General features: G+C 63.7%; 13 protein-coding genes and 1 riboswitch. Of the genes, 1 reads left to right on the forward strand and 12 read right to left on the reverse strand.

Annotation, left to right across the window (positions count from 1 at the left end; translation table 11 throughout):
- Nucleotides 1-126 precede the first annotated feature (126 nt).
- On the forward strand, nt 127-1,446 hold the full coding sequence (locus tag AB5975_22705; GenBank protein ID XDR19315.1) for a PAS domain S-box protein: 1,320 nt from the start codon (nt 127-129) through the stop codon (nt 1,444-1,446).
- Here the strand turns inward: AB5975_22705 and AB5975_22710 are convergent.
- From AB5975_22710 to AB5975_22765, 12 genes are all read right to left on the reverse strand, one after another.
- Entirely contained in the window at nt 1,421-4,693 is a 3,273-nt protein-coding gene (locus AB5975_22710) for a transporter substrate-binding domain-containing protein (GenBank protein XDR19316.1), read from the reverse strand. The two genes, AB5975_22705 and AB5975_22710, sit on opposite strands and share 26 nt — an antisense overlap.
- 13 nt (nt 4,694-4,706) lie before the next feature.
- Complete coding sequence (locus AB5975_22715; GenBank protein ID XDR19317.1) at nt 4,707-5,321, reverse strand: response regulator; 615 nt, start codon at nt 5,319-5,321, stop codon at nt 4,707-4,709.
- Between the two features lie 222 nt (nt 5,322-5,543).
- Nucleotides 5,544-5,786, reverse strand: coding sequence for a DUF1272 domain-containing protein (locus AB5975_22720; protein ID XDR19318.1), 243 nt, complete (start codon nt 5,784-5,786; stop codon nt 5,544-5,546).
- A gap of 66 nt (nt 5,787-5,852) precedes the next feature.
- Nucleotides 5,853-6,605: a precorrin-4 C(11)-methyltransferase gene (cobM, locus tag AB5975_22725; protein XDR19319.1), complete on the reverse strand. Its 753-nt coding sequence runs from the start codon at nt 6,603-6,605 to the stop codon at nt 5,853-5,855.
- A 33-nt stretch (nt 6,606-6,638) separates the two neighbouring features.
- Nucleotides 6,639-7,025 carry a cobalamin biosynthesis protein gene (locus AB5975_22730; GenBank protein XDR19320.1) on the reverse strand — a complete coding sequence of 129 codons (387 nt, stop codon included), beginning with the start codon at nt 7,023-7,025 and terminating at the stop codon, nt 6,639-6,641.
- Nucleotides 7,025-7,711: a CbtA family protein gene (locus AB5975_22735; protein XDR19321.1), complete on the reverse strand. Its 687-nt coding sequence runs from the start codon at nt 7,709-7,711 to the stop codon at nt 7,025-7,027. Before AB5975_22735 ends, AB5975_22730 begins: the two co-directional genes overlap by 1 nt.
- 9 nt (nt 7,712-7,720) lie before the next feature.
- Complete coding sequence (locus tag AB5975_22740; GenBank protein XDR19322.1) at nt 7,721-7,909, reverse strand: CbtB domain-containing protein; 189 nt, start codon at nt 7,907-7,909, stop codon at nt 7,721-7,723.
- Between the two features lie 93 nt (nt 7,910-8,002).
- Nucleotides 8,003-8,227, reverse strand: a riboswitch (cobalamin riboswitch).
- Nucleotides 8,228-8,340: 113 nt separating this feature from the next.
- Nucleotides 8,341-9,441 carry an LLM class flavin-dependent oxidoreductase gene (locus AB5975_22745; GenBank protein ID XDR19323.1) on the reverse strand — a complete coding sequence of 367 codons (1,101 nt, stop codon included), beginning with the start codon at nt 9,439-9,441 and terminating at the stop codon, nt 8,341-8,343.
- A 27-nt stretch (nt 9,442-9,468) separates the two neighbouring features.
- A complete protein-coding gene (locus AB5975_22750) occupies nt 9,469-10,803 on the reverse strand; it encodes an LLM class flavin-dependent oxidoreductase (GenBank protein ID XDR19324.1) in 1,335 nt (444 codons plus the stop codon).
- A gap of 90 nt (nt 10,804-10,893) precedes the next feature.
- The gene (locus AB5975_22755; protein XDR19325.1) at nt 10,894-11,688 is read right to left on the reverse strand and encodes a class II aldolase/adducin family protein; all 795 of its coding nucleotides are present in this window, start codon (nt 11,686-11,688) and stop codon (nt 10,894-10,896) included.
- 22 nt (nt 11,689-11,710) lie between these two features.
- Nucleotides 11,711-12,655 (reverse strand): D-isomer specific 2-hydroxyacid dehydrogenase family protein, encoded by a 945-nt coding sequence (locus AB5975_22760; GenBank protein XDR19326.1) that lies wholly within the window; start codon nt 12,653-12,655, stop codon nt 11,711-11,713.
- Complete coding sequence (locus AB5975_22765) at nt 12,652-13,797, reverse strand: acyl-CoA dehydrogenase family protein (GenBank protein XDR19327.1); 1,146 nt, start codon at nt 13,795-13,797, stop codon at nt 12,652-12,654. Before AB5975_22765 ends, AB5975_22760 begins: the two co-directional genes overlap by 4 nt.
- Between the last annotated feature and the right edge of the window lie 5 nt (nt 13,798-13,802).

Raw genomic sequence — 13,802 nt, forward strand, 5'->3', positions numbered from 1 at the left:
CCCGCCAGCCTCTGAATCAACTGCCAAGTCATGAGAATGTAGTAATCACAAAGTGATAGCACTGTGCTTGCACGGCGCTAACGGCGATCTATGCTCAGGACACCGCGCAAAAAGGAGCCCGGCGTCATGTTCGATTTCCATCGCAAATCTGATTTGGTAGAAATCCAGCGCAGCCAACAGGCATTGGCCAATGCACAAGCCAAACTGGCGGCAATCAGCCGGTCGATGGCGATGATCGAGTTCGCCCCCGATGGCACCATCCTTGATGCCAACGAGCGTTTCTGTCAGGCCATGGGCTACAGCGTCGATGAACTGCGGGGCAAGCACCACCGGCTGTTCTGTGAGCCGGACTACGCCAAAAGCGCCGAGTACCAGCAACTGTGGCGCGAACTCGGGCAGGGCAAAGCCATCAGCGGTACTTTTGAGCGCATCGACAAGGCCGGCCGCGAGGTCTGGCTGGAAGCCAGCTACATGCCGGTACTGGATGAGCAGCGCCAAGTCACCAGCGTGATCAAGGTGGCATCCGACATCAGCCAGCGGGTGGTGCTGGAGCACGAAAGCGAAAGCCTGCTCAAGGCCATCAGCCGTTCCATGGCAGTGATCGAGTTCACCCCGCAAGGCCGGGTGATCAAGGCCAACCAGAACTTCCTCGACACCATGGGCTACCGCCTCGACGAAGTGGTTGGCCGCCACCATGGGCTGTTCTGCCTGGCGCATGAACGTGAGTCGGCCGAGTACCGTGGGTTCTGGGCTTCGCTGAACCGTGGCGAGTACCACTCGCACCGCTTCGAGCGCGTCAACAAGCAAGGCCAGACCGTGTACCTCGAAGCGTCCTACAACCCGATCTTCGACAGCAAGGGCCGCCTGTACAAAGTGGTCAAGTTCGCCAGCGACATCACCCACCAGGTCTGCACCCAGCAAAGCGCTGCAGACGCTGCCCATGCCAGTTCGGTGCAGACCGACGCCTGCGCGCGCAAGGGTACCGAAGTGGTGCAGCAGACGGTGCAGGTGATCGAGCAGATTTCCCAGGAACTGAACGACGCCGCGCGCAGCATCGATGCGGTGAGCAAGCAGTCGGATGTGATCGGGCAGATCGTGCTGACCATTCGCGGCATTGCCGATCAGACCAACCTGTTGGCCCTTAATGCAGCGATCGAGGCAGCCCGTGCCGGCGAGCACGGGCGCGGCTTTGCCGTGGTGGCGGACGAGGTGCGAAGCCTGGCCGCGCGAACCAGCAAGGCCACCCTGGAAATTGTCGATGTGGTTCGGCAGAACCACGACCTGTCGCTATTGGCCGTGGCCAGCATGCAGTCGAGCCTGAACCGCACCGGTCACGGCGTGGCATTGGCCAATGAGGCCGGTACGGTAATCATGGAAATTCAGCAAGGCTCGCGGCACGTCGTGGATGCCATCAGCCAGATCAGCTCGACGCTGCAATTGCATTGAGCGCATCGCGCATCTCGTCAAGCAATGCCTGCAGGCTGGTTTGCAGTTGCGCGCGCTGTTCGACAGTCGGTAAGCCCTGTGCGTGGGCGCGTTCGATGGCTTCGCAGTCGTTGACTACGGTGCGCACCCTGATCATCTTGGCGCCGCCCTTGATGCGATGGGCCAGGGTGTGCACAGCCTCATCAGGTGCGTCGTCAGCCAGTGCGCTCAAGGCGGCCAGGTCTTCTCCCACGCTGATCGACAGTTGTTCGAGCAAATGCCGCGTCAACTGTTCGTCGCCCTGGGTCAGGTGGCGCAATTCGGCCAGGTCGAACCCGGTGTGGCGTGGTGTCGGCGACTGCTGTTGAGGGTGGACTTGTGGGAGATGGTTCTTGAGTGCACGCAGGCCAATCGGTTTGAACAGGCATTCGTCCATGCCGCTGGCCAGGCAGCGGGCACGCTCCTCGGCCTGGGCGTTGGCGGTCACGCCAATAATCCGGCTTGCAGGCAGGTCGCGTTCACCCTCCAGGGCGCGAATGCGCCGGGTGAGTTCGTGGCCGTCCATGACCGGCATGCTGCAATCGGTAATCACCAGGTCGAAGCGCGCGGCCTGCCAGTGTGCCAGGGCGATTTCGCCATTCTCCGCCAAGGTCACGCGATGGCCCAAGGTATTCAGTTGTCGCTCCAGCAACAACAAGTTGGCAGGGTAGTCGTCGACCACCAGAATATTCAGCGGGCCACTGCTGCTCTCTTGTGCCGGCAGGTCCCGTTCGGCCTGTGTCGGTGCAGTGCAGGTGGGCAGTTGCAGGTTGACTTGGACCCGGGTACCGACGCCCTCGACGCTCTGCAGGGTCAAGGCGCCGCCCATCAATTCGACCAGGGTACGGCTGATGACCAACCCCAGGCCTGCACCCTGGCGGGTTCTTGGGCCCTCGGCCTGAACGAAGGCATTGAACAGCCGGGCCTGGTCGGCGGGGCTGATGCCGATGCCTGTGTCGCGCACATTCAGTGTGATGGCCAGCATGCCGTGGTCGGCAACGTTGGGCAACAGCAGGCTCGCCTGCACTTCACCACGGTTGGTGAACTTGATGGCGTTGCTGATAAGGTTGGACAGAATCTGCTTGAGCCGCAGCGGATCAGCCAGCACCCAGACCGGTTCTGCGGGCATTTCGCCGTGCAGATGCAGGCTTTTGGCCCGTGCATTGCCTTCGAACACCCGCAGCGTGGAGCGCACCAGCTCCACGAGGTCGGTGGGCACTGGCTGCAGGCTGATATGCCCGGATTCGATACGGGAAATGTCGAGGACATCGCCAATCAGCTCGAGCAGGCCAATGGCCGAATCGTGTGCGGTTTGCAAGGTCTGGGTGTCACACCGGCCGCCGCGGCTGTCCACCAACGCCATTTCCAGCAGACCGATCACGGCATTCATCGGGGTACGGATTTCATGGCTCATGGTGGCCAGGAAGGTGCTTTTGGTCTGGCTGGCCTGTTCGGCGTCATCCTTGGCCTGGCGCAGCTGTTCAAGCAGCCCGCGGCTCAGCGCCAGCTGTGCCTGCAGCGCGTGCTGAGCATCGGTACGCTGGTTGATCAGTTTGCGCAGGTAGCTGTTCCAGAACACCACCCCGGCCAGCAGCAGGGCCGACAACACCAGCACCTGCAAGGCCAGGGTGCGGTAGTCGCGCCATGGGCTGTCACTGACCAGGGTGCTGGTGCGCCAGCGGTTGATCAGTTGGTCAAGCTCTTCGGGCGGAATGCTCAGCAGTGCCTTGTCGAGGATGGCTTGAAGCTGGGGCTGGTCGGCGGCGACGGCGAATGCGGCAATGGCCGGTTGGTCGTCGAGCACGCTGGCGATGCGCAAGCGGCCCTTGAACACGTGGCTGATGTAGTAGGCCGCATTGATTTGGTTGCTCAGTGCCGCGTCGGCGTTGCCATTGACCACCGCCTCCATCAGGCCGAGCGGGTTGTCCACTTCGATCAGGCTGGCCTGCGGGTAGCGTTGCTGCAACATGGCCCGCTGCGGTGAGCCGCGCACCAGGGCAATGCGCTGGCCGTTCGAGGCCATGGCCTGTACAGGCGATGCCTGGTCGCTGCGGGTGACCAGCACCCGTGGGCTGACCAGGTAGGGGCGGGTAAAGCGCAGTTGCTTCACGCGCTCCGCGCCATAGCCGAGGGCACCGATCATCAGTGCATCGCCTCGCTTCAGGCGTTCAACCATGGCGTAGGCCGACGTGCTTTCGATGGGGTTGAAGTGCAGCCCTGTACGCAACCCGATCTGCTTGAGCAGGTCGAGAGTAATGCCGCTGGGGTGATGCTGGGCGTCGTTGAAAGTCAGTGGCGCCAGCGAAGTATTGATCAACACGTTAACGGTGGGGTGCTCGGCGATCCAGGCTTGTTCTTCGGCACTGAGGGCGCTCAGGTGACGCTGCAGTAGCAGGCTGGTGTTGCCGCTGCTCCAGGGGCGCAGAATGTTCAGGCGCTCGCTTTCGCTGATGCGCGCCAGCGCCTTGTCGACCAGTTGCAGCAAGCGCGAGTGGTCGTTGGCCACGGCGAAGGCGAAGACCTCGGGGGGTACATGGGAAAAATGGTCGACTTTCAACGCGCCCTGAAAGCTTTTCCCGATACTGAAATCGGTGCTGAGGGCATCGCCCAGGTAGGCGTCTGCCTCACCCAGCTCGACCGCCGCAAGCCCGGCCAGCGTGGAACGGTACAGGCTCAACTGTGCCTTGGGGTAGAGGCTGCGTACGCTGCTGGCTGGCAAGTAGTGATCAACCATGGCCAGGCGCATGCCGGCGAGGTCGGGCGTGCTTTTCAAGCTGCGCCCTTCTCGGGTGACGATCACCGGCAGGTCGTCAGCGTAGGGGGTACTGAGGCTGAGCTGAGCATCTGCCGCCTCGAAGCCGTTGGAGCTGCCGAGCAGGTCGATGCGGCCATCACGCAAGGCGGTGATTGCCTCGTGGCGGCTGTCGAAGCGACGTACTTCGATGGCTATGCCAAGCTGTTCGCCGATGATGCCGGCGTAGTCGGCGCTCAGGCCCTCATAGTCTTGTTGGCTGACATTGATTTCAAACGGCGGGTAGTCGGGGCGCGAAGTGCCCAGTACCAGGCGTTGACGTTGTTGTAGCCAGTGGCGGTCGTCGGCGGACAGCGTTAGCGGGGCGGCGGCGCTGACCGAGCGGGCCAGCAGTTGGCGGGGTTCGCTGCTGGCCAGCAGCGCACTAGCGTTGGCCAGGCCGATGGCCAAAAGGGCGCTCGCCAGCAGCTGCTTCATGGTAGTCGGGTGCTCAAAGGACGCTGTTACGCTTGGCCAGGTCGACCATTTCAACCAGTGATTCAGTCTTGAGCTTTTCCATGATTCGGCCCCGATACGTGCTGATGGTCTTGGCGCTGAGGTTCATGCAGGTGCCGATATTCTTGTTGTTTTCACCGCGCGCCAGGCGCCGCAATACTTCCATTTCGCGGTTGGAGAGGCTGGCCAGGCGTACTGGCTCGCTTTCCAGCGAATTGCTGTTGACCGACATCTGTGGAAAGGTTGAATAGCCCTTGACCAGGGCCTTGAGGGCAAACAGCAGCGCTTCGTGGTCCTCTTCCTTGGTGACGAAGGCGCCGATCCCGGCATCCAGGCAGCGGCGCACATACAGGTCGGTGGCCTGGCCAGTCAGCACCATGATCTTCGGCGCCGGCTCCAGACACTGCAGGCGCTTGATGACTTCCATGCCGTCCAGGCCAGGCAGGCCGATATCGAGAATGACCACGTCCGGGCGCAGCCTGCGAGCCTCCTGCGCCACTTCACTGCCATCGCCAACTTCGCCGACTACATGGAAGCGCTCGCGTTCGAGCAGTAGGCGCAGCGACAGCCGGACGATGGGGTGGTCGTCGACGATCAGCACGGTTGTCATGTGGAAAACTCCTGTAGGGATGTGGTCCGCTTCCTGGATCACTCAGGAATACGTCTGCAAGTGGGGTTGTCGGAAGCGCTGCACGATACGACCATTCCCGAAGTTTGGTAATGCCGAGTATAGAAGTGTTGAGATTTCCCGTGCCTGCTGTTGAAAAACCCTACAAAAAACAAGAAAGACATCACTGCTGACAAGGCAGTGATGTCGGTTATTTGCGGTGGTTCAGGCGCAGGCAGCGTGCGATTTGTTTACGCGCAGGGTGGAAGCGGGGTTGTTGGTCAATGCCTGGCCGACCCGCGTCGGGCGGGCCACCAGCTGACCGGTGCAATTTGGGCAACGGCCTTGGAAGCGGGTTTCGGCACAGCTACGGCAGAATGTGCATTCGAAAGAGCAGATCATAACGTCGGGGTTGTCACCCCTCAGGTCGGTATCGCAGCACTCGCAGTTGGGGCGTAATTCCAGCATGGGCAGGGCTCCTGTTCGCAGGCGGGAACCGGCAGTCTGCTATGCCCGAGGCAAGGCTGGCAATGTTCAGTCGCCAGGGCGATACAGGTGGGCGTGCCCGGCACGGTACAAGGCCGATTCGGCGAATGGCGTATCCCCCAGAACGTGGCCTACCAGGATCAGCGCCGTGCGCCGAAAGCCCTTGCTTGCCACGCGTTCGACGATATCGCCGAGGTTGCCGCGTACCCAGTCCTGGTCTGGCCAGGTGGCGCGATGCACCACCGCTACCGGGCAGTGTGCGCCGTAGTGCGGCAGCAGCTCATCGACAATGCGCGAAAGGTGTTTGACCCCCAGGTGAATCGCCAGCGTGCTGCCGTGGCGCGCCAGGTCGCCCAGTTGCTCGCCAGGCGGCATGGGCGAGCTGTCGCCATAGCGGGTGAGGATCACGGTCTGCGCCACTTGAGGCAAAGTCAGTTCGCAGCCGAGCAGGGCAGCGCTGGCCGCCGTGGCAGTCACTCCCGGGATGATCTGGTAATCGATGCCCAGTGCTTGCAGGTGGCGGATCTGCTCGCCGATGGCGCCGTACAAGCTGGGGTCGCCGCTATGTACGCGGGCTACATCCAGCCCCCGTTCGTGTGCGCTTTGCATGGCCGCGATAATCTGCTCCAGATGCAGTTCGGCGCTGTTGATCACGGCCTCGGCCTGATGGCCTTCGAGCACGGCAGCGGGCACCAGTGAGCCGGCATAAATGATCACCGGGCATTGGCGAATCAGCCGTTGGCCCTTGACCGTGATCAGTTCTGGGTCGCCAGGGCCGGCGCCGATGAAGTAGACGGTCATGGAAAGTCCTTGCAAGAAATAGGGTATGAAACGTCAGCCGGCCAGGGCGAGGGTCGCCGGGCCTAGTACCTTGCGTGGCAGCAGCAACCTAGCCGTGCCCAGTTGTTGGCTGGCCAGGGCCAGTGCCGCACTCTCGGCCACGCCCCAACAGCCGCTGTGGGCATAGGCGGTGGCCGAGCGGTGGCTGAGCAACGGCTCATAGGCTTGGAGTTGCGCGCTATGGTACAGCACCAAGGGCAAGGCCAGGCGTGCGGCCAGTTGCTGCAGGCCGGCTTCGTCGGCCTTGAGGTTGATGCTGGCAATGCCGCGCAGGTCGGAAAGCGCCAGGCCCTGGCTAGCCAGGGCTTGGTGCAGCAGGGTTTGCAGGGTATCCGCCGGGCAACCCCGGCGGCAGCCGAAGCCAGCGTAGAAAGCCGGCATCAGGCCTCGCTGGAGCGGCGGAACAGCCACGCACTGAGCAGGCCCAACGCCACCCAGAAGGCAGCGTTGGTCAGCCAGGAGGCCATCTTGAACTGCGTCTCCAGTGCTTCGGGGGCCAGGCTTTCATGGACTTCAGGCTGTGGCGCACCGATCACATGGGGGATAACCAGCAGCACGGCGCCCAGCGCCTTCAGCAGCCAGTGGCGGGCGAACACCAGCAAGGCCAGGCCAAGGGCGGTGGCGCTGGCCGTGCCAATCCACCAGGCCTGGCGTTGCCCCAGGTCGGCGGCAGCAGTGCCGGGCAGTTCCGGTGGCAACCCCAACGTTGGGGCCAGACAGAACACGGCGAAACCGGCCAGGCCCCACAAGGCGCCAGTGCTGACGCGCTTCGGCTCGCGCAGGCCATACAGTGCGGCGAGGATCAGGGCAAAGCCCACCGCCACCACCAGGTTGCCACCGGTGGTGGACAGCACGCGCTGCCAGCCGTCTTCTGGTGACCAGGCTTCGGCGCTGTGTTCATGAGCGCCCTCATTGCCGCCATGTTCGTGTTGGGCGGCCGGGGCCGAGGACTCGTAGGTTTCCGCTTCGAGAATCAGCGGGGCGACCCAAAAGCTTTGCAGCAAGGTCAGCAACAGGGCCGCAAGCAACCCGCTGAAACCCGCAGTACGGGCAATGCGCGTGATCATCAGGCGTACTCAGTGGCAGGGGAAGGCGGCGCTGTGGCGGGTGTCGTGGGCGGCGTTGTGCACGGCCTCGATGTGCGAGAAGCCGGCGAAGTACACCAGGCACAGGCCCAACAGGCTGGCGCCGACGGCGATGACTACGCGCTGGCTGAGGGTGACGGGTGTGGCAAGGCTGTGCTGCTTGGCGCTGGTGACGGGCATGACGCGTTCCTCTGCTTTTTAGTGAGCAACGGGCGAGCGCGGCAGCCCCGGGCGGGGTCGCCCAGGGGAATGCAACAGCGCCCGCCCACCGCGGGGTGTTCATGAACGCCAGGCCGGTCTCCGGGCTTGCGAGGAAGAGCAGGGCTCCTGGAACACGTCACCTTCCCATGCCGTACTACGAGGCACAGTGGTACAGACGCTTCACTCGCTTACCGTTGCGGGGGCAGCACCGGCATTGTCCGGCCCTGCTGGAGGGCCTGCGACGCACCGGTTTCCCGTTTCACCCCCTACGGGGGCACCTGAACGTGAGGCATAAGGAGAGCATGGGGCGGGCTTGGCGTCAATCTGTGGGTGCATCTGCCTTCCACCCATTTCAGGCTTGCGCGGGTTCCTGCCGGACGGCGCTATCCCTGCAGCCGTACCGCAGAAATCTACGCAGTTCGAACATCGCGGCCAGACTCACGCTGGGCTACCAGCGCGCGAATGCGCGGGATCAGGTCCTGCCCGTACTCGACCGCATCACGCAATTGGTCAAAACCGCGGAACAGGAAAGTGCTCACCCCAAGCTTGTAGTAAGCCAATGCGGCCTCTGCCACCTGCTCTGCAGTCCCCACCAGCGACGTAGAGTTACCGGCACCGCCACCCAGCGCGGCAATCTCGGTCCACAGCCGGGTGTCATGCACTTTGCGCTGGCTGGCCAGCTGCACCAGACGCTCAGAGCCGGCATTGCTCTTGCCGAAGTTCTTCTCGCGGCGGTTGCCCTGGTGGATGCCGATCCGCGCCTGGGCGTCGGCCAGAATGCGCTCGGCACGGCCCCAGGCCTCGGCCTCGGTAGCGCCCAGAATCGGCCGCAACGACAGGCTGAAGCGAATATGCTTTTCGCGTCCGTAGCGGGCGGCGGCCTTGCGCACTTTGGCGATGCGTTCGCGTACCTGTTCCAGCGGTTCGCCCCACATCATGTACACATCGGCGTGTTTGGCGGCCACTTCGACGGCCGCATCAGAGGCGCCAGAGAAATAGATCGGCAAATGCTGCACTGGCTTGACCAGGGTCAGGTTGTCTTCGACGCGGTAATGTGTGCCCTGGTGGTCGAACGGTTCATGGCGAGTCCAGGTGTCACGCAGTACCTGCAGGTATTCGTCGGTGCGCGCATAACGGGCATCCTTGTCCAGGAAGTCGCCATCGCGCTGCAGGTCGCCGCTGTCGCCGCCGGTAATGACGTTGATCGAGGCACGGCCATGGCTCAGCTGGTCAAGGGTGGCGAACTGGCGGGCGGCGAAGGTCGGGGCCTGGAAGCCAGGGCGGTGGGCTACCAGCAGGCCGATGCGCTCGGTGAGGGCGGCCACATAGCTGGCCAGAATCAACGAATCCGGCGCGCTGGTATTGACTGCCAGCAGCGCTTTGTCAAAGCCACCATACTCTTGGGCCTGGGAGAAGGCTTTGATGAACTCCAGGTCGACCAGCGGGCCGCGTGCTGCCTGTGACTCGCTGCTTTCCTGCGGGCCGATGAGGCCGATGAATTCGAGGCTCATGGAACAGAACTCCTTGTCGTGATGGGCTCAGGCAACCGCTGTCTGGGTGCGGCGCAGTGTGTTGCGGTTTTCCGGCACGTCGAGGCCGAAATGGTCTCGCAGGGTTGTACCGGCATACGTCTGGCGTACCAGGCCTCGCGCTTGCAGCAGCGGCACCACCTGCTCGGTGAAATACTGCAGGCCGTCGGGTAGCAGCGAGTTGATGATGAAACCGTCGGCCGCGCCGTTTTCGAACCAGTGCTGCAGGGCATCGCCAACCTGTTCCGGGGTACCGACGAAGTCCCGGCGTGGACGCGAGAAACGCAGCGCCAGCTCGCGCAAGGTCAGGCCTTCATCACGGGCCAGCTGCTTGAGTTGGTCCGAGGTGCCCTTGTGGCTGTCATTGCCCAGCGTGCCGAGGTCGGGGAAGGGCGCGTCCAAGTCATGGTGGCTGAAGTCGTAGTCGTTGAACGGCCGGCCAAGCGCAACCAGGGCATCTTCGATGCTTACCAGGTCCACGGCTTGCTGATAACGCTGTTCGACCTCCTCGGCGTCGCGGCCGACGATCGGGCGTATGCCGGGCAGGATGAACAATGCATCCGGATCACGGCCATGGCGCGCGGCACGCTGCTTGAGGTCCTGATAGTAAGCGTGGGCATCGTCGAACGATTCCGGGTTGACGAAGATGGCGTCGGCGTTTTGCGCGGCGAAGTTGCGACCCTCTTCCGACACGCCTGCCTGGAAGATCAGTGGCTGGCCCTGGGGCGAGCGCTGGATGTTCAGCGGGCCCTTGACCTTGAAGAACTCACCCTGGTGGCCGAGGGTGTGCAGTTTGGCCGGGTCGAAGAACTGTCCGCTTTGCTTGTCGCGGGTAAAGGCGTCGTCTTCCCAGGAGTCCCACAGCCCTTTGACCACCTCTACGTGCTCGCGCGCAATTCGGTAGCGCACGGCATGCGGCGGGTGTTCAGCCTTGCCGAAGTTGTCAGCAGTACCGGAAAGCCAGGAAGTCACCACGTTCCAGCCCGCGCGCCCACCGCTGATCAGGTCCAGCGAGGCGAACTGACGTGCTACCTGGAAGGGCTCGGTGTAGCTGACCGTGACCGTGGCCACCAGGCCGATGTGTTCGGTTACCGTAGCCAGCGCCGAGAGGATGGTCAGCGGCTCGAAACGGTTGAGGTAGTGAGGGCTGGAGCGGGCGTGGATGTGCAGGCTGTCGGCAATGAAGGCGAAGTCGAACGTTGCCGCCTCCGCCAGTTTTGCCTGATGTTTGTAGAAACCGAAATTGACACTGGCATCGGCCAATGCATCGGGGTGGCGCCATTCGCCCCAGCCGTGGCCGACGCCATGGATCATGGCGCCCAGGCGGATCTGTCGTTTGCTCATCGGAATACCTGCGGGTTGTGCTGCAAATGGAGTCGATACGGCCTTGAAACTCAGCCGCGGCGGAGGTCGGTACAGGCCACAAGAACGCGGTCAGTTCTGGTAATCCAGTCCCTCCCGATCCAGCTGGCGTATCAGCGCATCCCAATGCCGCTGGATCCCTTCCCCCAGCCCATCGGAAAACCGCTTCGACTGCTCATGCACCTTGGCAATTGCTGCCGGCGCCGCGTACAGCAGTTGGTCGTTGCCCCCTGCCTGCGCCGCCACCTGGATGTTGCAGGCCCGCTCCAGCCCGTGCAGCTCGCGGAAGGCATGCTCGACGCTGATTCCCCCGGTCAGCAGGCCATGGTTGCGCAGGATCAGGATATTGCTGTCGCCCAGGTTGGCCACCAGCCGCTGCTGCTCGTCCAGGTCCAGGGCGACGCCTTCGTAGTCGTGGTACACCACGCGGCTGTAGTAGGCCAGGGCATGCTGCGAGATTGGCAGCAGGCCATCGCGTTGTGCCGACACTGCTGCGCCATCACGCGTGTGGGTGTGCAGCACGGCCTTGAGGTCGGGCCGCGCACGGTGAATGGCGCTGTGAATCACATAGCCGGCCTGGTTGATGCCCAGGCCCAGGGGATCATCGATGATCGTGCCATCTACATCGACCTTCACCAGGTTGGAGGCGGTGATCTCGTCGAACAGCAGGCCGAAGGCGTTGATCAGAAAGTGTTCGTCGGGCCCAGGCACGCGTGCCGAGAAGTGTGTGTAGATATGGTCGGTCCAGCGGAACAGGGCAGCCAGGCGATAGGCCGCAGCCAGCTTTACTCGCACCTCCCATTCTTCGGCGCTGACCCGTTGGCGCACGGTGTTTTCCTGGGGGGCGATGACAGACAATGCAGTCATGGTGTTCTCCAAAAGTGTCGGTTCAGTAGCCGCGCTGGGTATCGACCAGGTTGTGCAGCGGTGCCTGTTCGCGGTAGCGGGCGAAGTTGTCGAGAAATGCGTCGAGCAAGGCCGGGTAGCCGTCCTCGGAAATCGCCGAGGTATGCGGCGACAGGAATACTCGCGGGTGCTGGTACAGCGGGTGCCCCGTCGGTAGCGGCTCCGGTTCGGTGACATCCAGGCTGGCGCGGGCGATCAGGCCACTGTCCAGGGCATCGAGCAGGGCTTGCTGGTTCAGCAGCCCGCCACGGGCGATGTTGATCAGGTGCAGGCCGGGCTTGGCCTGGGCCAGTACCTGGTGGTCGATCAGGCCACGGGTGGCAGGGGTGAGCGGGGCGGCGATGACCAGGTGATCGCTGCCGGCAAACAGCTGCTGCAGGTTGTCGACGCGCTGTACGCCCGGCACCTCGGCAATGGGTTGGCCTGGGCGATTCAGCGCCAGTACCTGCATGCCCAGGGCATTTGCCTTGCGCGCCAGGCTCTGGCCGATGCTGCCGAAGCCGAATATGCCCAGGGTACGGCCACGTACCGGGGCCAGCGGGGTCAGGCGCCAGTCGGCGTCTTTGACCCACAGGCCCGGTAGCTGCTTGGCGGCAGCGAGCACCAGAGCCAAGGCAAACTCGGCCACCTGCTCGGCATTGGCGCCGCGTCCACTGGTGACCGGCGGGCCCTGGAACACCCAGTCGGGGTAGAAGTCGATGCCCGAGGACACCACCTGCACCCAGCGCAATTGCCACGGCCAGCCGGCGGGCGGGGAATCCACTCGGTTACCGCGTACATTGACCGGGCGCAGGATGAAGACGTCGGCAGGGATGTCCAGCTGCAACTGGGTGGGTGCGATATCGACCACCTCGTGGTCAGGCAACTGATCGCGCAGGTACTGGTTAGCCTGGGCGTCCAGCTGGCTGGCGATGATCGAGTGGCTCATGCTGCCACCTCCGCCAAGGCTGCACGGCCGACCTGGCCAAGTACTACGTCATCCTGGGGGGTGTGGATGCGGCTGCACAGCACATCGCGATAGTGCCGCTCCAACGGGTTGCGCCGTGACAGGCCAGGGTTACCGGCAGCCTCGATGGCCAGCTCCACAGCCTGGATGGCATTGCGGCTGACCAGGTGCTTGAGTTGCCCGGCATGGCGCGGCTCGGTCTGCCCGCTGACGGCGGCGTTCAGCAGGCTCTGGTTGGCGAACAGCAGCGTGTCGATGCGTCCGACCACGTCCTGGAAACGCGCCAGGCTGGCCAGCGGTGCCCCCAGGTTGGACGGCGCCCGCTGGTTCAGGAACTGCACCAGCCAGTCACGTGCGGCCTGGGCCACACCGTCGTACAGTGCAGGCAGCAACACTGCCATCCACAGCAGGCCGGTGCTGTCGAGTTCGGGGCGTGGTGCGCTGGCCGGGCTGACGCTGACGGCATGCTCCAACGGGATCAGCACCTCGTCGAACTGCACTTCATGGCTGCAGGTGGCACGCATGCCCAGGTGGTCCCAGTCTTCGACGATACGGATGCCAGGGGTGTCCTTGTGTACCAGGAAGCCGCCTACGAGGGGGTCCTGGTCGTCGCTGCGGGCCCACACCAGGTACCAGCTCAGGCCATGGCTGCCGGTGGAGTAGATTTTGCGCCCGGACAACCGCCAGCCCTCGGCGGTGCGCCGAGCGGTGGTCGCCGGCAAGCCACCGCGTGCCGGTGTGCCCAGTTCCGGCTCGACGCGAAAGGCGTTGATCAGCGCGCCGTTGGCCACCGCGTCGCGTGCCACTTGCAGGCGCAGGTGCTCGGGCCAGCGATCTTCGTCCTGTAGGCGCAAGTGCTGCAGGTACTGCATCACCAGGATCAATGCGGTGGACGGGCAGCCTTTGCCGACGGCGGTGATCACCAGGCGTGCGCTGGCCAGGTCGGCCCCGCCACCGCCCAGGGCGCGCGGCACGGTGAAACTCAGCAGGCCGTGGCGGTGCAGCAGGGTGAAGTTGTCGACGGGGAACTGGCCGCTGCGGTCGTAGCGCTCGGCATTGCTGGCCAGGGCCTGGGTGAGTTCGGCTAGTGCGCTGGCGGAAGGGGGGGACTCATGGGTATTCATCCCTG

The sequence above is a fragment of the Pseudomonas putida genome (genome assembly GCA_041071465.1).
GTDB lineage: Bacteria > Pseudomonadota > Gammaproteobacteria > Pseudomonadales > Pseudomonadaceae > Aquipseudomonas > Aquipseudomonas putida_P.